21 protein-coding genes and 2 pseudogenes are annotated in these 25,360 nt (G+C 37.4%); 19 read left to right on the top strand and 4 right to left on the bottom strand.

Going from position 1 to position 25,360, the window contains the following annotated elements; all coding sequences use genetic code 11:
• Positions 1-61 precede the first annotated feature (61 nt).
• The 4 genes from QWU_RS05285 (at position 62) to QWU_RS05300 (ending at position 3,795) form a co-directional block, all read left to right on the top strand.
• Positions 62-1,237 (top strand): M23 family metallopeptidase, encoded by a 1,176-nt coding sequence (locus QWU_RS05285; protein WP_017196349.1) that lies wholly within the window; start codon positions 62-64, stop codon positions 1,235-1,237.
• Between the two features lie 389 nt (positions 1,238-1,626).
• The gene (gene yajC / locus QWU_RS05290; protein ID WP_006589316.1) at positions 1,627-2,079 is read left to right on the top strand and encodes a preprotein translocase subunit YajC; all 453 of its coding nucleotides are present in this window, start codon (positions 1,627-1,629) and stop codon (positions 2,077-2,079) included.
• Positions 2,080-2,551: 472 nt separating this feature from the next.
• Positions 2,552-2,938 (top strand): Mth938-like domain-containing protein, encoded by a 387-nt coding sequence (locus tag QWU_RS05295; protein ID WP_006589317.1) that lies wholly within the window; start codon positions 2,552-2,554, stop codon positions 2,936-2,938.
• Positions 2,935-3,795 carry a phytoene/squalene synthase family protein gene (locus tag QWU_RS05300; RefSeq protein WP_006589318.1) on the top strand — a complete coding sequence of 287 codons (861 nt, stop codon included), beginning with the start codon at positions 2,935-2,937 and terminating at the stop codon, positions 3,793-3,795. Before QWU_RS05295 ends, QWU_RS05300 begins: the two co-directional genes overlap by 4 nt.
• Before the next feature lie 662 nt (positions 3,796-4,457).
• Here QWU_RS05300 and QWU_RS05305 read toward each other — a convergent pair.
• On the bottom strand, positions 4,458-6,347 hold the full coding sequence (locus QWU_RS05305) for a peptidyl-prolyl cis-trans isomerase (protein WP_017196350.1): 1,890 nt from the start codon (positions 6,345-6,347) through the stop codon (positions 4,458-4,460).
• A gap of 155 nt (positions 6,348-6,502) precedes the next feature.
• On the opposite strand from QWU_RS05305, the gene tpiA reads away from it, so the two are divergent.
• The 14 genes and pseudogenes from tpiA (at position 6,503) to QWU_RS05375 (ending at position 20,671) form a co-directional block, all read left to right on the top strand.
• Positions 6,503-7,267, top strand: coding sequence for a triose-phosphate isomerase (gene tpiA / locus QWU_RS05310; protein WP_006589320.1), 765 nt, complete (start codon positions 6,503-6,505; stop codon positions 7,265-7,267).
• 82 nt (positions 7,268-7,349) lie between these two features.
• On the top strand, positions 7,350-7,805 hold the full coding sequence (gene secG / locus QWU_RS05315; protein ID WP_006589321.1) for a preprotein translocase subunit SecG: 456 nt from the start codon (positions 7,350-7,352) through the stop codon (positions 7,803-7,805).
• A 128-nt stretch (positions 7,806-7,933) separates the two neighbouring features.
• On the top strand, positions 7,934-9,562 hold the full coding sequence (locus tag QWU_RS05320) for a CTP synthase (RefSeq protein WP_006589322.1): 1,629 nt from the start codon (positions 7,934-7,936) through the stop codon (positions 9,560-9,562).
• A 36-nt stretch (positions 9,563-9,598) separates the two neighbouring features.
• The gene (kdsA, locus tag QWU_RS05325; protein ID WP_006589323.1) at positions 9,599-10,435 is read left to right on the top strand and encodes a 3-deoxy-8-phosphooctulonate synthase; all 837 of its coding nucleotides are present in this window, start codon (positions 9,599-9,601) and stop codon (positions 10,433-10,435) included.
• A 76-nt stretch (positions 10,436-10,511) separates the two neighbouring features.
• The gene (gene eno, locus QWU_RS05330) at positions 10,512-11,780 is read left to right on the top strand and encodes a phosphopyruvate hydratase (protein WP_006589324.1); all 1,269 of its coding nucleotides are present in this window, start codon (positions 10,512-10,514) and stop codon (positions 11,778-11,780) included.
• Between the two features lie 94 nt (positions 11,781-11,874).
• Complete coding sequence (locus QWU_RS05335) at positions 11,875-12,282, top strand: TM2 domain-containing protein (protein WP_026017310.1); 408 nt, start codon at positions 11,875-11,877, stop codon at positions 12,280-12,282.
• A 393-nt stretch (positions 12,283-12,675) separates the two neighbouring features.
• Positions 12,676-13,084: pseudogene (locus QWU_RS09205) on the top strand (TM2 domain-containing protein).
• Positions 13,085-13,272: 188 nt separating this feature from the next.
• Complete coding sequence (locus QWU_RS05345) at positions 13,273-13,596, top strand: FtsB family cell division protein (RefSeq protein ID WP_006589327.1); 324 nt, start codon at positions 13,273-13,275, stop codon at positions 13,594-13,596.
• A gap of 129 nt (positions 13,597-13,725) precedes the next feature.
• Positions 13,726-14,766 carry a pyruvate dehydrogenase (acetyl-transferring) E1 component subunit alpha gene (pdhA, locus tag QWU_RS05350; protein ID WP_006589328.1) on the top strand — a complete coding sequence of 347 codons (1,041 nt, stop codon included), beginning with the start codon at positions 13,726-13,728 and terminating at the stop codon, positions 14,764-14,766.
• Positions 14,767-14,782: 16 nt separating this feature from the next.
• The gene (locus QWU_RS05355; protein ID WP_006589329.1) at positions 14,783-16,153 is read left to right on the top strand and encodes a pyruvate dehydrogenase complex E1 component subunit beta; all 1,371 of its coding nucleotides are present in this window, start codon (positions 14,783-14,785) and stop codon (positions 16,151-16,153) included.
• A 14-nt stretch (positions 16,154-16,167) separates the two neighbouring features.
• Positions 16,168-17,496 carry a pyruvate dehydrogenase complex dihydrolipoamide acetyltransferase gene (locus tag QWU_RS05360; RefSeq protein WP_006589330.1) on the top strand — a complete coding sequence of 443 codons (1,329 nt, stop codon included), beginning with the start codon at positions 16,168-16,170 and terminating at the stop codon, positions 17,494-17,496.
• A 224-nt stretch (positions 17,497-17,720) separates the two neighbouring features.
• Positions 17,721-19,180 (top strand): annotated as a pseudogene (gene lpdA, locus QWU_RS09210) (dihydrolipoyl dehydrogenase).
• A 64-nt stretch (positions 19,181-19,244) separates the two neighbouring features.
• Positions 19,245-20,207 (top strand): lipoyl synthase, encoded by a 963-nt coding sequence (gene lipA, locus QWU_RS05370; protein ID WP_017196351.1) that lies wholly within the window; start codon positions 19,245-19,247, stop codon positions 20,205-20,207.
• A gap of 2 nt (positions 20,208-20,209) precedes the next feature.
• Positions 20,210-20,671, top strand: a complete 462-nt coding sequence (locus tag QWU_RS05375; RefSeq protein WP_006589333.1) for a type II toxin-antitoxin system RatA family toxin — start codon at positions 20,210-20,212, stop codon at positions 20,669-20,671.
• A 101-nt stretch (positions 20,672-20,772) separates the two neighbouring features.
• On the opposite strand, the gene QWU_RS05380 is transcribed toward QWU_RS05375, so the two are convergent.
• The 3 genes from QWU_RS05380 to rirA are packed head-to-tail and all read right to left on the bottom strand — an operon-like array spanning position 20,773 to position 22,919.
• Positions 20,773-21,261: a CinA family protein gene (locus QWU_RS05380; RefSeq protein ID WP_006589334.1), complete on the bottom strand. Its 489-nt coding sequence runs from the start codon at positions 21,259-21,261 to the stop codon at positions 20,773-20,775.
• Positions 21,258-22,451 (bottom strand): bifunctional 2-C-methyl-D-erythritol 4-phosphate cytidylyltransferase/2-C-methyl-D-erythritol 2,4-cyclodiphosphate synthase, encoded by a 1,194-nt coding sequence (locus tag QWU_RS05385; RefSeq protein WP_169313104.1) that lies wholly within the window; start codon positions 22,449-22,451, stop codon positions 21,258-21,260. Before QWU_RS05385 ends, QWU_RS05380 begins: the two co-directional genes overlap by 4 nt.
• Before the next feature lie 21 nt (positions 22,452-22,472).
• A complete protein-coding gene (gene rirA / locus QWU_RS05390) occupies positions 22,473-22,919 on the bottom strand; it encodes an iron-responsive transcriptional regulator RirA (protein WP_006589336.1) in 447 nt (148 codons plus the stop codon).
• Positions 22,920-23,095: 176 nt separating this feature from the next.
• Between rirA and QWU_RS05395 the strand changes: the two genes are divergently transcribed.
• Positions 23,096-25,360, top strand: coding sequence for a sensor histidine kinase NtrY-like (locus QWU_RS05395; protein WP_006589337.1), 2,265 nt, complete (start codon positions 23,096-23,098; stop codon positions 25,358-25,360).

Below are 25,360 nucleotides of genomic sequence, written 5' to 3' on the forward strand. Positions count from 1 at the left end.
TCTTAAGTAATATTAAAAAGCTTTAATAGAGTGAGTTGAGTATTGGTGAGTGAGCAAAACTATGTGTGTAAAAGTTTTGAGTAATATTTTTCGGCGTAAATTTCAGAAAATAGCTTTTCTAGCAATGATAACAATTTTTGCAGGGTGTAGTTCCGGTACACAGCGCTTTACGAATATTTTCTCTCATCATACGAAGTCACCGCATTCCAATGCATCTACGACTATGCCTGCAGATTCACAAATGTTATCATATGGTGGCGTGATACAAAGCACTGAATTGCCTCCTGTGGCTTCGAATGATGATTCATGGACGAACAATAACACTGCATATAATTCTTCACAACAAGATGGATCGCCGTCTCCTGATAGTCGTATTATGGGAACACCACCACGCAATCTTGGAACGCTTTCCCATTCACAAATGGATAATGCTCCTATTTTTCGGCGAAATTCTTATATTGTTCAAAGTGGAGATACATTGTTAAGCATTGCACGGCAAATAGGAGTGAGTGTTGAAGCGTTAAAATTAGCAAATGGTATAGGCAATAATTCCATTTATATTGGCCAGGTACTTATGGTTCCCAAAAAGGGTTTACGAGCAACTTCAAATATTTATAATGATAATAGAAAGACATCAGTAAAAGAATCTTCATTTCCATCTCAAGTGACGTCTTCCACAAGTTACAAGAAGATTTCACCTGTATATAAAGCACCTGTAAAAACTCTTCCCCCTGCAAAGATAGACAGTTCAACTATTGAGAAGAATTCTTCTCGAAAGATGAAACAATTAAATTATGAAACTGGTTTGTCAGATACTATTACGAATACGGATAATATTGTTACTCCGCAAGCCACGGGAATTTCTAAAATGCGTTGGCCAGTACGAGGGCGTTTATTGAGCCAGTTTGGACAGAAAAAAGGAACAGCAACTAATCGAGGAATAGACATTGCTGTGCCTGAAGGTTCGTCGGTAAAAGCAGCGGAAAATGGTGTCGTTATCTATGCGAGTGATGGGTTAAAAGAGCTTGGCAATGTTGTTATGATTCGACATGAAGACAATGTTATTACTATTTATGGATGTAACAGTAAGCTTGTTGTTAACAAGGGACAAAGGATACGTCGTGGTGATGAGATCGCTAAATCCGGTGTTTCAGGAAATGTTAAAACGCCACGTGTTTATTTTGAAGTACGTAAGAATTCGTTACCTGTCGATCCGATCAAATATTTAGAAAATTAATTTATAATGACTTTATTTTGACAATTTATAGTTTATTTGGATTTCGAGCAAAACAATCAATTTTTTTGAATAAGAATGACTCAGTAGAAAAGATAATACATTTGAGAAGCGTTATCAGTGAAGTGTGTTGGAAGACGAAAAAATTATTTTGTATCTTAATTTTTCTAGTGAATGCCAATGTTCATATTTATGGTATAAAAAGGAACATAAATCTGTCTTTTAAGGATTTATCTCCTTTCTATAAAGCTATGATTATATTGTGTAGTTATTGCTTTGTACGAGAGCTTCTCTTTTTGTATGATAAATCCTCTGGAAAAGTTTTTTCTAAGCAAAAAGTTTATTTTAGTAGAGTAAAAAATACCTGAAGTTTAATCCGATAGGAGATAAAAATGTTTATTACGAACGCTTATGCTCAAGTTACAAGTGGTGTTTCCAATGGGAATACACTTGTTGGCTTTGTTCCGTTAATTTTGATTTTTGTAATTATGTATTTTTTTATAATTCGCCCACAGCGCGCGCAAATGAAAAAGCGGCAAGAGATGCTTAACGCTGTACGCCGTGGTGATACAGTTATAACAGGTGGCGGTATTATTGGCAAAGTCACAAGAGTTTACGATGAAAGTGGTGAATTAGAGGTGGAAATTAGTGATGATATTCGTGTTCGTGTTCTTCGCTCAACATTAGCTGATGTTCGTGTTAAAGGCGAGCCCATTTCAGAAAAAAAATCAAAACTTAATACTAAAACAAAAGTACCACAAAAATCTAAAACTACAACCAAGGGAAATATCAGTGCATCTAAAGATAAAGAAAAAAGAACTATATCAAAGGAAAAGGAATCTTAAAATATGATTGTAGTTTTTTGCGTTCTTTTACAACATATTTTTATAAAAATAGGTGTTTTTGTATAAAAAACATTGCATCGTAGAAGTGATTTCATACTATAAATAATGGAGTGTTTTATTTATTTTTTGCAGAATATTTTAAAAAATATATATTTTGGAGTATCGCGACGAATTTTCTTATCCTTTAAATAATATCATTATTTTGTATGATAGAAATTTCTAATTTTGAAACGAATAGACCGAGATAGTTTTTTTGAGATAGGTTTGTGTAAATAAAAATAGCATTTAACTTCAGCTTACTATAAACTTTTTATATAATTGTTGTCTTGCTAAGGTAGTATTTTGTATAAAAGGTTTTGCATAAATATTGCTATACGGGTTATGGTTAATACATAAACGTCCAAACCCTTTTCTGATTTTTAGGGAGGAGAGAAAACGCAATTGAGTTTTCAAAAACAAAGGATGCTTATTGATGTTTCATGCAATTCAAATTCGTGAAGCGCATTTTCCGGGGCGTGCGCCTATTGATGCTTATGGAAATGGTGGTTTTCGTTTTGCTGATATGTCACACAAAGGTTCTATTATTTGTGTACCATCAGGAATTTATGGTATCGATATGATAGGTCCTATTCCGACTCAAGAGAATATATCTCGTGTTTTAGAAGAAGCGTCTGAAATTGAAGTTTTGCTCATAGGAACTGGAATTAAATTGTTGCAATTACCTGAAGAGTTACGGACACTTTTATGGGAAAAGCGTATTTCATCAGATACAATGAGTACGGGAGCAGCGGTGCGTACATTTAATGTTTTATTGACTGAGAATCGAGCAGTTGCTGCATTATTGTCTGCCGTAGAATGATTGATTCTCTTCCTTATTATCTTGATATTTTACGTGCTACAGATCGTGATCGCTATATATCGGTTTTATTTGCACCTAAAAAAAAGCGCAGAGCATTGGCGGCTCTTTATGCTTTTAATGTAGAAGTTTCTCGTGTTCGCGAAATTGTACACGATCCACTTATCGGTGAGATACGATTACGCTGGTGGTATAATTCTATCGCGCATAGTAAAATGCAAGAAAGTAAAAATAATCCGATTTTGAATGACTTGTTTTCCGCAATAACACTTTTTAATCTACCAAAGACAGCTTTTTTACGTTATTGCGATGCGCAGATTTTAGATCTTTATCATAATCCAATAGAAACACTTCATGATCTTGAGTTTTATTGGGATGAAACAGCGAGTATCATTTTACAGCTTTCTTGTCAGATATTAGATCCTGATGTAACACAAGATTTTACAGATATCTGTAAACATGGGGGGATTGCTCAAGGATTAAGTGGTGTATTGCGTCTTTTATCATTCATGCAATCACGATACCAATATTATTTGCCTACTGATATGCTAGAAGCTGTTGGAGTGGATAGGAAGGATTTGGAGTCTCATCGTATTAATAGTGAACAACAATGCCATATTATTGAAGCTATGCTCGCATTATCACAAGACCATTATAGCAAATTTCACGAATGTACCAATATTCTGCCTAAAATGCTTAAGCCAGCATTTCTTCCATTAGCAATTATACCAGCATCCCTTCAAAAAGCACGACAGTTGGGGGCTGCAGTTTTTCAAGAAAGTGCAACTTTATCACTGCTTCACCGCTATTGGTTGATCACAAGGACAGCAATAGGCGGTAATTTCCCAAAGGTATTATAAGGATAAAAGAATGTTATCTAAAAACAGCAGAATCAGTAAATCTGTTGACGGTCATCGTGTGTTATGGATTTAAATTTCTTTCTTATTTAGCAGACACTGCAAGTAGAATGAATAAAGATGATCTTCAAACAATTAGACATTAGATTTATAAAGTTAAAGATGTTGTTTATTCCTTTCGCTAGTATTCATTTTATTTAGATTGTATGTCAGTGGATGATATAGAGAACAATGTGAGAGCAAATTTATGAAATAGATCAATTAGTGTTTTCAGGAGATTGGGATTTTGATATGCAGTGCTTAAATATATTTGTTCACGTATTATTTCTTTTTTTTATGAGACAATACAAGGGATACATAAAAATCTGTAGTTGATGATAGGTATTGCATGTAAAAATTATAGAACTACAAATGGTCATCACTTGTTATGAAAATATTTGTAGAGTGATTTTTATAAATTATATTTTTATTACACAAAAAAACTCTTTCTAAAAATACATCTACTCTTTTTCTGCACATTTATGAGATTCCAGAAAATTCCGTTGTTGTTACAGAAGTTACGTATTCTGATATTACGGAAAAAGAAGTCTATTTTACTCCCAAAGAGTGAAGAGGTTCTGAATAGAATTTCTTCACTTAAATATTAAAAATCATTTGCAACGTTTTTATTGAAGAACATTGAAGATTTGATGATAGTTCGTACTATTAATTTTCAAAGGATGTTCTTTATTAGCAGTTTGTAGTATTTCTAGCTTAATATCTTCTCTCATTATCATATCAATGTTGGTACGGATATCAGATGAAAGAGTCTGAGGTGTAATATCTTTAGGTATGGTTACAGTCTTTATTTGATAAACGATACGATTTGTTATAATCGGGCCTTTTACTATACCGTAATGATCTTTAGGCACAGAAAATAATGCTTTAACACCTTCATCTCCAAGAATTTCAGATGAGTCTTGGCGTCGTAGGGCTGGTGTGGTTTGTTTTATGATACCAAGTGTATGAGCAAGAGAAATAAGGCTTTTTCCTTCATGGAGTTGTTTGAGAGTATTTTGGGCTTTTTCATCAAGAAGGCGTTGGACTTCTTCACTTTTCCATTGAGAAAGTGCATCTTTCTTAGCTTCTTCAAGTGTTCTATAGCGGGCAGGAATAATTTTATCTACCTTATACCAGAGGTATCCACCTGCTGGGAGAGAGAGGGGATCAAGATCGACTCCTTCGCTTGATTTATAAAGTGCATCCAGTAGAATATCTTTCTGGGGTAAATCTGTAAGTATTGCGCCCTCAATTGTTTTTCCTGTTTTATCAATGGTAATTGTACGCAAAGGTAACTTATATTGGTCAGCAAGCTCTTTAAGAGAAGCTCCCTCAAAACGTGCATTTTCGATTGCTGCATAATTATTACGTATAATGTCCACGGCACGATTTTGAGAGAGTGTTTGACGAATATTTTTTTCCACTTTTTCAAAGGGAATAGAAACCGAAGGTTCAATATATATTACGCGAATAATAACAGGACCTTGTATAGTATTGATTACAGTACTGGTTTGCCCTTGTTTAAGTTCAAAAACCTCAGACGCTAGATGGCTAGGAAGTTCATTTTCTGTAAAAGGCCCTTTTTTTATATCATCGAGAGTTTTATTTTCAGCTTTAACCAGTGCATCAAAACTCAATCCATCGGCTATTTTTTTTGCCGCATTATCGGCAGCTTCGCGTGTAGGGAATCGCAATTCTTCAATAGTACGTTTTTCAGGAGTTATAAAACGGGATATATTTTGTGTATAATAAGCTCTTGTCTCATCTGCTGAAATATCTTCGGGTTTTATTATCTCAGCTGATGTCATAGATAATAAAGAAACAGTACGGTACTCCGGAGTACTAAATTCATTTTTATGGATTTCAAACCATTTTTGCAATGTTTCTTGATCAGGATCAGAAATTGTTTCCTTCTCTTTTAGATTAATAACAAGATAATCAGCGATACGAGTTTCTCCTTGATAAAGGGCGAGAGCTTTATAAAAGAAATCTGGTGCTTTCATTCCGGATATTGAAGCTGCAATGAGTTGATTCCGTTTCTCTTTTTGAGTGTAATAATCAAGGAAACTATTTTCGCTGAGATGTAAATGCTGAAGATAGTTACGAAATAAATTTTGATCAAAGACGCTGTTTGTTTGAAACATATTATCAGCACTAAGAATACGTGCTACCGCGTCTTTTGAAAGACTAATTTTCATCTTACGCACCTGTTCATCAAACAGTATATTTTGTTGTAATTGATTGAAAACAAAAGCAGGTATTTGATATTGCTGCATTTCATTTGGTGTAAACATTCGTCCAAGATGAGATGAGAGCGCTAAACGCGCGCTTTGATCAGTGAGTGCAAGACGATAGTCATCAACAGTTATCGTGGATTTTCCAGAAGTAATAAGATCTCTTTCACTCTTTATGTGTAATTGTGGTATCCCCCACAAAAGAATGAAGCACAAGAGCAAAATAGCAAGGCAAATTCTGAAAAGCCAAAAATTTGTAGCATTTCTTATGATGTCAAGCATCGTTCAATTCCATATTTTAGCATGAGTTGTTATCAAAATAATAACAGAATTTGCAATAAAGATAAGAAAGATGCAAGCTTAAAGACTTGCTTTCGTTTTATAATTTGATACCTAAAGGACAAATAACGTGTTGTGATAGCTTTTGAGGTGAAAATATGTCTCCAAATGTTCGGCCTTTTATTGCTGGAAATTGGAAAATGAATGGTACTGGTGAATCGCTTAGAGAATTGCATACCATTGCTGCCGGCATTAGTTCTGATTTAGGTCATTTATTAGAAGCACTTATTTGTGTTCCAGCAACACTTTTATCACGTGCCGCTGATATATTAGGTGGTGGAAGCCTTCTTTTAGGAGGACAAAATTGTCATTTTGATGTTTATGGTCCTTATACTGGAGATATTTCAGCTTTTATGCTGAAAGAAGCAGGAGCAAGCCATGTCATTATTGGGCATTCAGAACGTCGCACAGTTTACCAGGAAAGTAATGCAATTGTTTGTTCTAAAGTGCAAGCAGCATGGCGAGCAGGTCTTGTTGCGATTGTTTGTATTGGTGAAACATTGGCAGAACGCCAAAGTAATAAGATTCTGGATGTTCTCAAACGACAGCTTGAGGAGTCTTTACCAGATGGTGCAAAAGCAGAAAATGTTATTATCGCTTATGAGCCTGTATGGGCTATAGGCACAGGAAATACGGCTACTTCAGCAGATGTTGCAGAAGTGCATAATTTCATTCGTAATGAAATGCACTCTCGTTTTGGTAATGAAGGGGATAAGATGCGATTGCTTTATGGTGGATCAGTAAAACCATCCAATGCATTTGAGCTTTTGAGCATTGATCACGTGAATGGTGCTTTGGTAGGTGGAGCAAGCTTAAAAGCGGTTGATTTTTTAACTATTTGTGATGTTTATCGTAAATTATAACAGAGGAATTTTTGTTCCCCCCTTGGATTATGTGCTATTTATGTGTAAATAGCCATGAAAAGTTATTTAAAGAGCAGGGTTTATGCAAACAGTACTTATTGTTATTCATTTTTTGGTTGTTATTGCTTTGGTGGGTGTTATACTTATTCAGCCTTCGGAAGGTGGCGGGTTTGGTGCAAGTAGCGGCTCTGGGTTGATGAGAACGCGGGGGTCCAGAAATCCGTTAACACGTTTAACCGCTATTTTGGCATGTTGTTTTTTGGCAGTGTCTATTGGGCTTATTGTCGTGGGGAATATATCAAACTCCAGTTCTGATATTCTCAAACGTATTCCTGTTAATTCAAAACAAAATTCTAAAAATAAAGAAGTTCCAGAAGCGGCATCATCATCAAATGGTGAATCTCAGCCTTCTATTCTTGAACAGCTAGGAGACACTTCTGTTCCACATCGAGAACAAAAACAACCTACAAATTCTGAAATTGAAAACCCCGTTCCGCCGGTTCTTGAAAATCCAGTTCCAAATGATGATAAAAAATAGTTTACTCAAAAAAGTGTAAATTTTTAAAAAGGCGATACTTTCGCCTTTTTTATCTTATAGAAAAAAATAATTCCTTTTTGCATTTTTTGCTGGAAAAATCATCATAAACTGCTTATCACCATAAGCCTATGGCACGTTATATTTTTATTACTGGTGGTGTGGTTTCTTCTCTTGGAAAGGGCATTACTGCAGCGGCATTAGCGGCATTATTACAGGCACGTGGGTACCATGTACGGCTTCGCAAACTTGATCCTTATTTGAATGTTGATCCAGGTACGATGTCACCTTACCAACATGGTGAGGTCTTTGTAACCGATGATGGTGCGGAAACGGATCTTGATCTTGGCCATTATGAGCGTTTTACGGGACGTTCTGCGAATAGCCAAGATAATATTACGACAGGGCGTATTTATCGCAATATCATTGAATGCGAAAGACGCGGTGGTTATTTGGGAGCTACAGTTCAAGTTATTCCTCATGTTACCGATGAAATTAAAAGATTTATTACTACCGGAAATGAAGAATTTGATTTTGTTTTGTGTGAAATAGGTGGAACAGTTGGCGACATTGAAGCAATGCCTTTTTTAGAAGCGATTCGTCAGCTTCACAATGAATTACCAAGGCACAATGTTGTTTATGTGCATCTTACATTAATGCCTTATATTCCCTCAGCGGGTGAATTAAAAACCAAACCAACACAACATTCCGTTAAAGAGTTACAATCGGTTGGTATTGCTCCTGATATTTTATTGGTGCGTGCAGATCGACCTATTCCAGAAACAGAGCGAAGCAAATTATCACTTTTTTGTAATGTTCGTCAGAGTGCCGTTATTCAAGCATTGGATGTGCCAACGATTTATGATGTTCCCATAGCATATCATAAAGAGGGATTAGATTCAGAAGTTCTTTCTGCTTTTGGAATAGAATCGGCAGCTAAACCCAAAATGGAGCATTGGGAGGATATTACACATCGCATTCACCATCCTGAAGGGGAAGTTACAATTGCTGTTGTTGGGAAATATACGGGGTTAAAAGATGCTTATAAATCTCTTACTGAAGCGATAATTCATGGTGGTTTAGCCAATAAAGTAAAGGTTAATATTGAATGGCTTAATGCAGAGCTTTTTGAAAAAGAAGATCCTACGCCTATTTTACGAAAAGTTCATGGAGTTTTGGTTCCTGGTGCTTTTGGAGCGCGTGGTGCAGAAGGTAAAATTCGAGCAATTCAATTTGCACGGGAGTATAAAATTCCATTTTTCGGTATTTGTTTTGGTATGCAATTGGCCTGTATAGAAGCTGCACGTAATATTGCACAAATTAAGGATGCTTCATCAAGTGAATTTTGCGAGACCGAAAATCCGATTGTGGATTTAATGAGAGAATGGCGCAAAGGAGAAAATCTTGAGAAACGTACACAATATAGTAATCTTGGTGGGTCAATGCGCCTTGGAACTTTTGCTGCTGAATTAAAAGAAAAGAGTCATATTGCAAAAATTTATGGAGTAACGCAGATTTTCGAACGACATCGTCATCGTTATGAAGTAAATATCGATTATAAAGATGCGCTAGAGCAGTGTGGTTTAGTTTTTTCTGGTATGTCTCCTGATGGTATTTTGCCAGAAGCAATAGAATATGCAGATCATCCGTGGTTCATTGGTGTTCAATATCATCCAGAACTGAAATCACGTCCATTTTGTCCACATCCACTTTTTGTTTCTTTTATTGAAGCCACTGTAGAACAAAGTCGATTGGTTTAGTTGATAAATTGCGTTATTTGCTTTTTGAGGGATAAAATGTCTGAACCAAATGCTATTGTAAAAGTTGGAAATGTTGTTTTTTCAAATGAAAAGTCTTTTTCATTAATTGCGGGGCCATGTCAAATAGAAAGTAGAGATCATGCTTTTGAAATGGCTGGTCGGATTAAGACAATTACTGATCAAATTGGTATCGGGTTTGTCTATAAATCGAGTTATGATAAAGCTAACAGAACCTCTTTGAATGCAGAACGTGGTGTTGGGCTTGAAAACGCAATGGCTATTTTTTCTGACCTGAAAAAGGAATTTGGTTGCCCAGTATTGACAGATGTGCATACAGAAGAACAATGCGCGATTGTTGCCTCCACAGTAGATATTTTGCAAATACCTGCTTTTTTATGTCGTCAAACAGATCTTTTGATAGCAGCAGCCAAAACAGGACGCATTATTAATATAAAAAAAGGTCAGTTTTTAGCTCCGTGGGATATGAAAAATGTTTTAAGAAAAGTCACACAAAGCGGTAATCCGAATGTTATGCTTTGTGAGCGAGGGACTTCATTTGGTTATAATCGCCTTATTTCTGATATGCGTTCATTGCCTATTTTACGTTCATTTGGTGCTCCTGTTATTTTTGATGCAACACATTCTGTTCAAGAGCCAGGAGGGCAGGGAAATTCATCTGGTGGACAGCGTCAATTTGTTGAGGTTTTAGCACGTGCAGCTGTTTCTGTTGGAGTGGCGGGGGTATTCTTAGAAACACATCAAGATCCCGATAATGCACCTTCTGATGGACCTAATATGGTTAAAATCGATCACTTACAGAGATTGCTTGAGACTTTAATGGATTTTGATTATTTATCCAAAAAGATTAATTGAATATAAAGTTATAAAGGATATTGTATCATTATGGCATTAAAAATAGATAAAGCTTTTGTTTAGTAAGGAATCGCATATGGCTATAATTGTCGATATCATTGGACGTGAAGTGCTTGATAGCCGAGGGAATCCAACGGTAGAGGTTGATGTTCATCTAGAAAATGGAGCTTTTGGTCGTGCTCTCGTTCCTTCAGGAGCATCGACAGGAGCTCATGAAGCTGTTGAGCTTCGTGATGGTGGTATGCGCTATCAAGGAAAAGGTGTTGAAAAGGCCGTTGCTGCAATAAATGGCGAAATTCTTGAGGAGCTAGGTGGGCGAGATGCAAGAGATCAAATCGCTATTGATCAAGCAATGATTACTTTGGATGGAACAGCAAATAAAGCGCGCCTTGGTTCCAATGCTATCTTGGGCGTTTCATTGGCTGTTGCAAAAGCAGCTGCAGATTCATTGAATCTGCCTTTATATCGTTATATTGGTGGTACACAAGCGCATATTCTTCCCACACCTATGATGAATATTATTAATGGTGGTGCTCATGCTGATAACCCAATTGATTTTCAAGAATTTATGATTATTCCTGTAGGAGCATCTACCGTGAAAGAAGCAGTTCGTTATGGTGCTGAAATTTTTCATACGTTAAAAAAACGTTTAAAAAATGCGGGCTATAATACCAATATTGGTGACGAAGGTGGTTTTGCTCCACAATTCAAAAGCGCAGAGCAGGCAATTGATTTTATTATGGAATCTATAATATCGTGTGGGTATAAACTAGGTGAACAGATTGCTCTTGGTTTAGATTGTGCTTCAACCGAACTTTATAAAGATGGTTTATATTTTTATAAAGGTGAGGGAACATGTCGTGATGCCCAGGAACAGGTAAATTATTTAGCGCAACTTGTTGAAACTTATCCCATTATTACAATTGAGGATGGGATGGCTGAGGATGATTGGGAAGGTTGGAAATTACTTACTGATTCGATTGGTAAAAAATGTCAGCTTGTTGGTGATGATTTATTTGTAACAAATTCTGCACGTTTGCGTGATGGCATTAAAATGGGAGTTGCTAATTCTATTCTTATTAAAGTGAATCAGATTGGCACATTGAGTGAAACACTTGATGCTGTAGAAACAGCACATAAAGCAGGCTATCGTGCTATTATATCTCACCGTTCAGGTGAAACAGAGGATTCTTTTATTGCGGATCTTGCCGTTGCAACGAATTGTGGACAGATTAAAACGGGTTCGCTTGCACGTTCGGATAGATTAGCAAAATATAATCAGCTCATTCGTATTGAGGAAATGCTAGGAAAACAGGCATGTTATGCTGGTGATTTGCGCTGTTGAGAGTGGTAAGTATAAAGTTTTAGACTGTGATGTCATTGGGATTATCATTTTAACTGTAAGAGATAGGGGGCAACAATTTTATAGGTGTGCAAATATGAGAGGTATAATTATTAGTCAGGATCAGGGGGCTTATCTTATCTCCGGTGATGATGGTAGGCGTTATCAATTTGCGACTTGGGATTGGTTAGGAAAAAATCCACCAAGAATAAGTGATTCCGTTGATTTTGTCTGTGAAGGAGATAGTGTTCATTCTGTTTACCCATTGTTGTCACAGGATTCAGAACCTTCAAAACCAATGTTAGCAATGATTTGTTGGGTTACTGGTATATTTGGTGTGCACCGTTTTATGGTTGGAAAGGTGAGAACCGGTGCTTTAATGCTTGCTCTCTCTTTATCGGTTGTTGGATTGATGATTACAGGGATTTGGGCAATTGTCGACTTTATCGTCATTACTGCGGGAAAGTTTACTGATAAAGATGGAAAGCAAATTATACGTTGGTAAGGGTTTCATATAAAATAAAACATAAAGAGTAGATAACATAATTATTATTTACTTTTTATGCAGAAAATGTATCAGGTATGTAATGAGAAGCGACTGTATTATATACATTTACTAAGTATTGAAAAACTCATACATAGTTTTCTTAAGAATAAAAAAAGACTGTGCATGTTTTATTGAATAATAAAACAGCTGTACAAGTGTGCTTGTCTGTTTTGTATTAGCTAGTTATAGCAATGGAGGGATTTTAAATTATTGGGGAATTGCAAGTTATTTCAGTTATCAAATTTATTATGGTGAGTGCAGCTTGTGTTCATGTTAGGCAACATTGTTGTCTTATAATAGAGAGCAAAAATTTATTTTATAAATAACAATTTTAGAGGTGGGAAAGTAAAAATGAGAGGTAGAATTATTGGTCAAGATCAAAGTGTTTATTTCGTATCGGGTGATGATAGTAAACGCTATCAATTCTCGAGTTGGGAGTGGTTAGGAAAAAGTCCACCAAAGATTGGTGATGCCATTGACTTTGTGTGTGAAGGGGATACTATAAAATCTGTCGTCCCTCTTTTGGGGCAACAACTATCAGAACACTCACAAGTGTTCGTTGCGATTTTTTGTCGGTTTTTGGGTTTTTTGGGAATTCACCGTTTTATAGTTGGTAAAGTTGGAAACGGGTATTTTAATGCTTCTTCTTTCTTTATCAGTTATTGGGCTTGTAGCGAGTGCGATTTGGAGCAGTATTGATTTGATATTTATTTTAACAGGAAAATTTACTGATAAAAACGGAAATAGAGTTATGAATTAGTAATTGCCAAATATTATAATATACAAGTAGGCAATATAGCATAGCTTTGTTATAATATAGCTGTTCAGCGTATAGTGGCAAATCGTCTATATGTATAAATTTGGTAATGAGGTATTAATCAAAATTATGCAAATTATACATAGTTAGCGAAATTTAAAATTATTACGCTGTAAAGATTGTGCTATTTTATGTGGACAAAGCAGAAACGCAGATCAATAAAAATACGCTTTGTGCTCCCACTTATGACGGTGGGAGTTTTGAGTTATTTCAGTTATCATATTTATCATGGTGAGTATGGATTATATTCACGCAGTGAAGTTAACCAATATATTATTGAATTAGAAGCGGAACTCCATCAATTAGAATCTGAGCGAGTGTCCATTGAAAAGCGTATTTCTCTTTTACGCAGTGGGCATATTGAAAAAGATATGTTGGATGAATACGTTCGAAGAAATTTGAATTTTTCCAAGCCAAATGAACTAACGATTCTAATACCTTGTAAAGAAAAGTAAATAAGAGGCCGTTTCATTTCAAACAATATTTTGAAACAACTGCTTGTTATAACGATTGAGCTGATTGATAATACTTGTAACTTTTGTGCGTAAAGGTTATTCCTAGACAATCATAAAAGGGAGTTTAGTATGGCAGAAAGATCTAAAAAAGGTTCTGCATCGGTGGTGCACACGACATTATCGAATACCACAAAGAGAGCACCAGTAGCTGATTTTACAAAACAAGAAGAAATGGATTCTTATCGTGAAATGCTTTTAATACGCCGTTTTGAAGAAAAGGCGGGGCAGCTTTATGGTATGGGGCTGATAGGTGGATTTTGTCATCTTTATATTGGACAGGAAGCTGTTGTTATTGGAACATTGCTGGCAGCAAAAGAAGGTGATCAAGTTATCACATCTTATCGTGATCATGGGCATATGTTAGCGGTTGGTATGAGTCCGCGTGGTGTTATGGCAGAACTCACGGGACGCCGAGGGGGCTTCTCCAAGGGAAAAGGGGGATCTATGCATATGTTTTCTAAAGAGAAGAATTTTTATGGTGGGCATGGCATTGTTGGAGCACAGGTTCCGATAGGTTCTGGTTTGGCATTTTCGAATCAGTATCTTGGTAAAGACAATGTGACATTGGTATATTTTGGTGATGGTGCTGCCAATCAGGGACAAGTTTACGAAAGCTTTAATATGGCTTCGCTTTGGAAACTTCCTGTTATTTATATTATTGAAAATAATCAGTACGCTATGGGAACGTCCGTCGCACGTGCATCGGCAGAAACTGATTTTTCTCGCCGTGGTCTTTCTTTTGAAATTCCGGGCATTGTTGTTGATGGTATGGATGTTCGAGCAGTAAAAGGGGCTGCTGATGAAGCAATATCTTGGGCACGTTCGGGTAAAGGACCGATCATTCTCGATATGCAGACTTATCGTTATCGTGGTCACTCAATGTCTGATCCAGCAAAATATCGCTCAAAAGAAGAGGTTCAAAAAATAAAAGAGGAACATGATCCAATTGATCAAGTAAAGAATCGAATTCTTCAACGAGGCTTTGCCAATGAAGATGATTTAAAATCTATTGATAAAGAAGTGCGTGCGATTGTTGCAGATGCGGCGGATTTTGCGCAAAGTAATCAAGAGCCGGATGCTTCTGAGCTCTATACGGATGTTTTAGTTTGATGCGAGGGAAGCAAGTATGTCTATTGATATTTTGATGCCGGCGCTTTCACCAACGATGGAAGAAGGTAAATTATCTAAATGGCTAAAGAAAGAAGGCGATAAGGTGAGTTCCGGTGATATCATTGCTGAAATTGAGACAGATAAAGCAATGATGGAAGTAGAGGCTGTTGATGAAGGTATTCTTGGTAAAATTTGTGTGCTTGAAGGTTCTGAAGGGGTAAAGGTTAATACTGTTATTGCGGTATTGTTAGAGGAAGGTGAAACTGTTAAAGATCTTTCACAAACGACCGATTCTTCAAATGTACATCAAAAGACTGGGAATATATCTTCTTTTTCTTCACCGCTGCCACAGTTTCCTATTTTGAATACTCTTCCTGATTTTGCTGTTCCAGCAGGGACAAAAATGGTTACGATGACGGTGCGTGAAGCGCTTAATCAGGCGATGGCTGAAGAAATGCGACGTGATGAAATGGTTTTTCTCATGGGGGAAGAAGTCGCACAATATCAAGGCGCTTATAAAGTGAGTCAGGGTTTATTGGAAGAATTTGGAGCACGGCGGGTTATTGATACACCAATCACAGAGCACGGTTTTGCGGGATTGGCTGTTGGTGCTGCTTTTGGAGGATTGCGTCCCATTGTTGAGTTTATGACATTTAATTTTGCTATGCAGGCAGTTGATCAAATTATCAATTCTGCAGCAAAAACGCGTTATATGTCTGGTGGACAAATGACCGCTCCTATGGTTTTTCGTGGTCCCAATGGTGCGGCTGCGCGTGTTGGGGCGCAGCATTCTCAGTGTTATGCTGCTTGGTATGGTCATATTCCAGGTCTTAAAGTTGTGATGCCTTATAGTGCTGCAGATGCAAAAGGTTTGCTTAAAGCTGCTATTCGTGATGATAATCCTGTTATTTTCCTTGAAAATGAGATTTTATATGGTCATCAATTTGAGGTTCCTCAAATTGATGATTTTGTTTTACCTATTGGTCGAGCACGTATTCATAAGTTTGGACAAGATGTTACGATTGTTGCGTGTGGGATTGGCATGCACTATGCGGTTCAAGCATTACCAGAAATTGAAAAACTTAGTATTGATGTTGAATTGATTGATTTACGGACTATTCGTCCGATGGATCTTCCAACGATTGTTTCTTCAGTGAAAAAAACGGGGCGTTTGGTAACAATTGAAGAGGGATATCCTCAGTCATCTGTTGGGACGGAAATAGCAACGCGTGTTATGCAACAGGCTTTTGATTATCTTGATGCTCCAGTTGCTACAATTTCTGGCAAGGATGTTCCCATGCCTTATGCTGCTAATCTTGAAAAGTTGGCTTTGCCAAGCATTGCTGAAATTGTTAAAGCCGTTAAGGCTGTGACTTATAGAGCATAACGGAGGAGAGCACTATGCCCATTAAAATTACAATGCCAGCGCTTTCTCCAACGATGGAAGAAGGAAATTTATCAAAATGGAATGTTAAGGTAGGCGATAAAGTTTCTTCTGGTGATGTTCTTGCTGAGATTGAGACAGATAAGGCAACGATGGAAGTTGAGGCTATTGATGAGGGAACAGTTGCTAAGATCGTTGTTCCTGCTGGAACACAAGGCGTTAAAGTAAATAGTTTAATTGTCATTTTAGCAAAAGAGGGCGAGGATTTGGCTGAGGCTGTAAAGATTGCAGAAGAAACTTCTTCTTCTTTTGCAATCAAAGAATCAAAAGATGCAAAACAGGAAGATTTAAAGACAGCACAGGTGTCTCCTGTATCGCTGAATCAGCAGTTAGTAGAAAAAGATAAAAAAGACATACGCCTTTTTGCTTCTCCCTTAGCGCGGCGATTAGCGGCTCATGCGGATCTTGATTTATCACTTGTTACTGGGAGTGGTCCCCATGGGCGTATTATCAAGCGTGATGTAGAAAAAGCCGTGAGTAGTGGTATTTTGAAGACTTCTGGCTCATCACAAATTGAACAGCCGATAGTGGCAGCTGCTTCTGATAAACAGATATTGCAACTCTTCAAAGAGGATGAATATACATTCACACCTCATAATAATATGCGTAAAACAATCGCTAAACGTTTGGTGGAATCAAAGCAAAAAATACCACATTTCTACGTGACTCTAGATTGTGAACTCGATGCGTTATTGGAGTTGCGTACGCAATTGAATGCTGCAGCATCAATGGTTAAGATGCAAGAAGGGGCTACGCCTGTTTACAAACTTTCCGTTAACGATATGATTATTAAAGCAGTAGCACTTTCTTTGAAGGCAGTTCCTGATGCCAATGTATCTTGGCTTGAGGATGGAATACTTCATCACAAACATTGTGATGTTGGGGTAGCTGTATCTGTTGCAAATGGATTAATTACACCAATTGTTCGCCATGCAGAAGAAAAATCTTTATCGATTATTTCTCATGAGATGAAGGACTTTGCAAAGCGTGCGCGTGAGCGCAAATTAAAAATGGAAGAATATCAGGGGGGAACAACAGCTGTATCAAATATGGGGATGTATGGTGTGAAAAGTTTTTCTGCTATTCTTAATCCGCCGCATGCGACGATTTTTGCGATTGGAGCAGGTGAGCAACGGGCTGTTGTTAAAAATGGTGCATTGGTGGTTGCGACGGTTATGTCAGTTACAATTTCTGCTGATCATCGTGTGGTTGATGGTGCGTTGGCAGCAGAGCTTGCGCGGACTTTTAAGAAGATAATTGAGAATCCATTAGCAATGCTTATTTGAGCTGTTTAAAAGTACTTTACGTAAATTATTTATAGGTATGGTATGTTAATATGAGAAAAACAAATTTAAAGGGTTTGAATGGTAAAATTTTTTCTATGTCTTATTTTGTTAAAATTATTTATATGAAAATTAGTATGAAAGATACAAAGAATTCTACTCTATTTTTTCTGTCTTAAATTCAAAGAATACATATCTATTTTTTGTATATCCGTGGAGGGATTACTGTGGCAAATCTTTATGATGTGGTTGTGATTGGGTCGGGTCCTGGCGGATATGTAACCGCAATTCGTGCGGCACAATGTGGCTTCAAGACGGCGATTGTTGAACGTGAACATTTGGGTGGGATTTGCTTAAATTGGGGGTGTATTCCAACAAAGGCGCTTTTACGATCAGCAGAAATAAAGCATTTTGCTCAACATGCGAAGGATTATGGATTGAAGCTTAATGGTTCAATTGAAGCAAATATAAAAGATATTGTAGCACGTTCGCGTGCAGTTTCAGCGCGCTTAAATGCTGGTGTTGGTTTTTTGATGAAAAAAACAAAATTGATATTATTTGGGGTGAAGCAAAGCTTACCAAGAAGGTAGAAGGAAGCCACCTCACGGAAATTATGGTTTCTCCATCGTCCAAACCGATTATGCAACCACAAAATCCAGTGCCTAAAGGTACATTAGGGGAAGGAACTTATCAAGCAAAGCACATTATTATTGCTACGGGTGCGCGTCCTCGTGTTCTTCCCGGTATTGAGCCAGATGGAAAGTTTATTTGGACTTATTTTGAAGCTATGATCCCACAGTCAATGCCGAAATCGCTTTTGGTAATGGGGTCTGGAGCAATTGGTATTGAATTTGCCTCTTTTTATCATGATATGGGAGCGACAGTAACTGTTGTTGAAATGATGCCTCATATTATGCCTGCTGAGGATGTTGAAATTTCAACATTTGCTCGTAAACAGTTAGAGAAAAAAGGTATACGAATTCTCACGCAAGCAAAAGTAATGAAAGTCGAAAAAGCTTCTGATTCTATTATTGCATATATTGATGTTAAGGATAAGACAGAAACAATTACAGCTGATCGTTTGTTCTCAGCTGTTGGGGTTCAAGGTAATATTGAGAATCTGGGATTGGATGCCCTTGGTATAAAAACTGAACGCGGGTGTATCGTAACCGATGAATGGAGTTGGACTGGGGTAGAGGGTATTTATGCTATTGGGGATGTGGCTGGTCCTCCTATGTTAGCACATAAAGCAGAAGAAGAAGGTGTGATATGCGTTGAACGTCTCGCAGGATTGCAGAATGTTCATCCACTTGATAAGAGAAAAATTCCAGGCTGTACATATTGTACACCGCAAGTTGCTTCTGTAGGGTTTTCAGAAGCGGCCGCAAAAGAAGCTGGTTATGATATACATGTTGGTCGTTATTCTTTTTCAGCAAATGGCAAAGCGATTGCTTTGGGTGAAGATCAAGGATTAGTGAAAACTATTTTTGATAAAAAAACAGGACAGCTTCTTGGTGCACATATGGTAGGAGCAGAGGTAACAGAGCTGATTCAAGGTTTTGTCATTGCTATGAATCTTGAAACAACCGAGGAAGAATTGATGCACACTGTCTTTCCGCATCCGACCTTATCGGAAATGATGAAAGAAAGTGTGTTGGATGCTTATGGTCAAGTTTTAAATGCTTGATGACATGATTGTATGAAAAATTTATATTTCATGGGTATGCCATATTGATAAGGCAAAGGTTTAAATGGTTACGGTTGTTGATAGAGTTACGAATAGACGTTTGCGTCATCCTGAAAAGGCACATCGTCCCGATACGAGCATTCAAAAAAAGCCGGATTGGATTCGCGTAAAAGCACCAACATCACCGATTTATAAAGAAACGCATGGTATTGTCCGTGCTCATAAATTAGTGACCGTATGTGAAGAAGCAGGATGCCCCAATATTGGTGAATGTTGGAGCAAGCGTCATGCCAGCTTTATGATTTTGGGTGAAATATGTACGCGGGCTTGTGCATTTTGTAATGTTGCAACAGGTATTCCTCTTGCTGTTGATGAGAACGAGCCAGAACGTGTGGCAGATGCTGTTACACGGATGGAATTAAAGCATGTCGTGATTACATCGGTTGATCGTGATGATCTTGCTGATGGTGGTGCTGAACATTTTGCGAAAGTTATTTACGCTATTCGTAAAAAAGCTCCCAAGACAACGATTGAAGTTCTCACACCTGATTTTCGCCATAAAGATAAAGCTTTAGAAATTGTTGTTGCTGCTAAACCTGATGTTTTTAATCATAATCTAGAAACAGTTCCCTCTAAATATTTAAAGGTCCGTCCAGGAGCGCGTTATTTTCATTCAATTCGGTTATTACAACGCGTTAAAGAACTCGATCCAACAATTTTTACAAAATCAGGAATTATGGTTGGCCTTGGAGAAGAGCGGAATGAAATTCTTCAATTGATGGATGATTTACGTTCTGCGGATGTTGATTTTATGACAATTGGGCAATATTTGCAGCCTACACGAAAGCATCATCCGGTTATTCGTTTTGTGCCTCCTGAAGAATTTGAGTCTTTTGCTAAGATTGGTAAAGTGAAGGGTTTTTTACATATGGCTTCTAATCCTCTGACGCGTTCATCTCATCATGCAGGTGATGATTTCGCAATTTTGCAAAAGGCGCGTGATGAAAAATTTGCTTTACAGAGATAATTATGCCAACTTTTACAACACATCGGCAGATTTCTCATAGTGCCAATGAAATGTTTGATCTGGTTGCAGATATTGAACGTTATCCTGAATTTTTACCAATGTGTGAAGCCTTAATAATTCGCTCTCGCAAAGAATATGAGGAGAAGACATTACTTCTTGCTGACATGATAGTTGGCTACAAGGTTATCCGAGAAACTTTCACGACTCAAGTATTTCTTCAGCCAAAGAAAACTTTGATAGAGGTTAAATATATTGATGGCCCATTTAAGTATCTTGAAAATCGTTGGGCATTTCATGATATTGAGAGTAGTAATGCATGTAATGTAGAGTTTTTTATTGATTATGAATTTAAAAGCAAAATGCTTAAGCTGGTGATGGGTTCAATGTTTGATATTGCTTTTCACAAATTCACCGATGCTTTTGAAATGCGTGCGCATCAAATTTATGGCCCTCCAGTAATATAATTTATTCCGTTAACGTTTTTGCATGACACTCATTGGTAAGTTATACAATGTGGACTATAGTTGCAGGTGATAAGCAATCCCAGAATCAGATGCGAAAATTTTTATTTGAGAGATTTCAAGACCATTTCTAAAGCCTGTTCAGCAGTTTTTTGACGTATGGTATCACGATCTAGATTTCCAAAGTGCATCTCTTGGTGCAAAGTTTTATGATTTTTATAAGCAACAGCGAAATGTACAAGCCCTACAGGTTTATTAAGGCCTGCTCCTCCAGGACCAGCAATTCCTGTTACAGAAACAGAAATTTCAGCTTGTGAGTATTTTAATCCACCTTCAGCCATTGCAAGAGCAACTTCCTTTGAAACAGCACCGTATTTTTCTATAAGTTCAGCGCATACGCCAACAAGGCGTGTTTTCGATTCATTTGAATAAACAACAAATCCACAATCAAATACATCTGATGACCCTGCAATATGTGTAAGATTTGCAGCAATGAGGCCTCCTGTACAAGATTCAACAGTGGTTAAAAGCAAACCTTTTTGATGACATGCTGTAAGGACTTCACGTGCTCGTTTTTCACAAAAATATGTCATTTGGGAATTTCTCCTAGATAAAGGACGCTCGCTGTTGCAAAAGCTGCTATACCTTCACCACGACCAATAAATCCGAGTTTTTCATTTGTTGTTGCTTTAATGGAAATTCGATCGGATGAAATTGTGAGAATACGCATAAGATTTTCTCTCATTGTTTGACGATAGGGGCCGATTTTAGGTTCTTCGGCGATCAACGTGATATCAACATTGGCGATACGACCACCTGCTTGTTTAACAATATCAAGAGCATGACGGAGAAAAATTTCTGATGATTCATTTTTCCATTGAGGATCAGAGGGAGGAAAATGGGTGCCGATATCTCCTGCTCCCTGAGTCGCGAGAAGGGCATCTGTTAAAGCATGAAGAGCGACATCGGCATCAGAGTGTCCATTTAATTTTTTATGAAAAGGAATTTTTATGCCACATAATGTAAGAAAAGTTCCCTCTTCAAAAGAATGAACATCATAACCATTTCCGGTGCGGATATCAGGAAATATCTGCATTTTTTTCTGGAGATATAAATGTGCAGTGTTAAAATCTTCGTGCCATGTAATTTTTATATTATTAGGATCACCAAGAACAGTACGTATAGGAATTCCAAACCATTCTGCGATTGCACAATCATCAGTAAAATCTTTTTTGCCAACTTGTTTTGCTTTTTCATGAGCAGCTAAGATGAGGTCAAAGGGAAAACACTGGGGGGTTTGTGCACTATAAAGATGAGTGCGTGGAATTGTTTCTAAAACATGATGTGCACTATTTACACGTTTGAGAGTGTCAGAAACAGCGAGAACGGGAAGAATACCTTCTCGATGGTTGATGCTGGCATGAATTCTTTCTAAAAGTTGCTTTTCAATAAAGGGGCGCGCACCATCATGGATATGCACATATTGGGGCTTTAAATTTTTAAGTGCATGAAGCCCATGTAAGGTAGAGATTTGTCGCGTCTCACCTCCCTCAATGATAATGAATTGTTCTTTAAAATCTGCGATAGCTTTTTCACAGATTTTATGGTCTTCTGGATGAACAACAAGAACAATCTTTGTAATAGCTGGATGTTGTAAAAAACAACGTACAGTATGACAAATAACCGGTTCTTTTCCCAAAAGTCGATATTGTTTTGGAATTTTCTGTGGAGGTCCTGCCCTTTTCCCGCGTCCAGCGGCTAATATAATCGCTGCAATAGAAATATTTAATCTCCTTTTTATATTTTAGTTTATTGTTTTATGATTATTGGTTTTGAATTTATTTTGAAAGGTTGGTCGTTGAAGATCAGCAAGGGATATCACTGATAATACATCAAAAAAAGCATTTAATGCTTTTTGAAGTGCAGTATTTAAACTACAAAAATCTATCAATGGACAATGAGATTCTGCAGTATCGAAACATTCTGCCATGGAAAAGTTATCTTCTGTGACTTTTACAACATCAGCTACCGAAATCTCTGCTGCGGGTTTAGCTAATTTAACGCCACCATTACGCCCGCGTACTGTTTGTATAAAACCTGCTTCAACAAGTGGTTGAAGGATTTTAAATAAAAAAAGTTCGGAAACGGCATATGCTTTGGCAATTTCTGAAATACGACTAAGAGATCCCTGATTATCTGCACAGTACATAAGCATTCGGAGTGCATAATTTGTCTGTTTAGTTAACCGCATCTCATCTCCTCTATAAACTATTACTGAATGCATTTTATTTTAAAGATATTTAAAAAATATAGAAGTTCTTTCTCTCTTAATAGATTAGCTCTCTATTTTAAATGTGATACCGATCTTGTCAATTTTTGCTACAAGAGGTTATATGAGGCAATGGGATAAGGATATGTAAACTAATCATGAATACAGTATCTGTAACAAATCTCCAAGAGGGAGATAAAAATGCTTATAACGATGAGTTGTATCGCTTAAGTAAGGTTTATGTTTTTTTAGGCATCACAATTATTGTGTTGGCTTTGCTCACAGCATCTGTTTCATTTATCATTCTTATTGGGTTAACGCCTGTTGTTCCCAGTAGAGCTGTCACTCTCATTCTTATAGGAATTAACAGTGTCTGGGTTTTAGGGCTCGTGATTATTGTTTTTTATGAGATGGTCCCCATCATTCGTGCGTGGCGCTCAAGACGCGCAGGTTCTCGTCTTCATGTGCGTCTTATTTCGTTATTTGCACTTGTTGCAACAATGCCAGCTGTTGCTGTAGCTCTTGTGTCGGGGCCTGCACTGAATTTAGGACTCGACCGATGGTTTGATACGACAACACGGCAAATTGTCGGCTCTTCTATCGATTTAGCGAATGCTTATGCGGATGAAATGCTACAAAATTTGAAAAATTTATCCTACGCTATGGCTTTTGCACTTGATAACAAAAAGCTTTTAGAGCGCAATCCTGCTGAATATAAGATGCAATTGACACGTCATGCTATAGGGCGCAATTTGCGTGGTGCATTTTTGTTAAGTGCAAGCGGGACTATTTTTATATCGAGTAATCTTGGTGATGAGGATAAGTTGCCGATTCCTCCCTCGCATCTTATTGAGCTTGCAACGAGTGCTAGGCCTTTTTCTTTTCAACCAGGGATTCATGATTATTTTGGTATTATTTTAAAATTTACGAATATTCCCAACACATTTTTGTATTTGGTACGCGATGTTGATAAAGAAGTTTTATCTGCTTTGCGTTTGACAGAAGTCAATACAGATCGTTACCGTGATTTAAATGAAAACCGCCTGCTAACACAAATCGCATTTGGTATGCTTTATCTGTGCCTTTTTTTTAGTTTATTCTTATCAGCTATTTGGGCTGGTATTGCTGTTGCTGATCGTTTGGTGCGTCCTATACGTCTTCTTATTAGTGCTGCTGATAATGTAGCTGCTGGAGATATGGAAATTTTTGTGCCAGTACGAGCAAAAGATGGGGATATAGGGCAGCTATCGAAAACATTTAATTATATGGTCAGTGAATTAAAAAGTCGGCGTAATGAGTTGATTGCAGTGCGCGATCAAATTGATGAAAGAAGACGTTTTTCTGAAGCTGTTTTGTCTGGCGTAACAGCAGGGGTAGCTGGTATTGATGATAATGGCGATATTACAATTATCAATAGGTCTATGGAAACAATGTTTGATATTTGTTCTGAAGAAGTTATTGGACACAGCTTATTATCATTAAGTGCTGAAATTTGGCAGGTTTTTCAATTTGCGCGTTCGCTAGAACGTAAAAATCACCGTGAACAGGTCACTTTAAGTGTGGCAGGACAGGAACGTGTTTGTAATGTACAAATTACCATGGAAGAGGATGACGGACAGGGGCAATCTTGGGTTCTAACCATTGATGATATTACAGATCTTGTTGCGGCACAACGTACATCTGCATGGGCGGATATTGCACGCCGTATTGCACACGAAATTAAAAACCCACTTACACCTATTCAATTATCGGCTGAACGGATTCGTAAACGTTACAACAAAGTTATTACACAAGATCGAGAAGTCTTTGAACGCTGTATCGATACGATTATTCGCCAAGTTGGAGATATCGGGCGTATGGTTGATGAGTTTTCTTCTTTTGCACGTATGCCTAAACCGCAGATGAATGTTTTAGATATCCGTGGATTGCTGCGTGAAGCATGTTTCTTGATAGAAGTTACACGCCATGATATTTATTTTGAGCAAGATTTGGGGAGTACAGCACTTTTGGGCGCATTTGATAATCGTCTCATTGTGCAAGCCTTTTGTAATGTTATTAAAAATGCTAGCGAATCGATAGATTCTGTTATGCGAGAAGAAAATATCCACGGTCATATTTTTGTACGTTCTTATTGTAAGAAAGGATGTGTGGTTGTAGATGTTATTGATAACGGTAAAGGACTTCCTAAAGAGCAAAGACAAAAACTATTAGAACCTTATATCACAACGCGAGAAAAGGGAACTGGGCTTGGGTTAGCTATTGTACGCAAAGTTATTGAAGATCATGGTGGTACGATGGAGTTACATGATGCGCCGAAGAGTTTTTATGATGGCCGTGGTGCAATGATCCGTTTGATATTTCCGGCGGATGGGGTTAAGCAAGGTAGTATTACACAAGCTACAGGTTGTAAAATAGGGGAATAG

Source organism: Bartonella birtlesii IBS 325 (assembly GCF_000273375.1).
Classification (GTDB): Bacteria; Pseudomonadota; Alphaproteobacteria; order Rhizobiales; family Rhizobiaceae; genus Bartonella; species Bartonella birtlesii.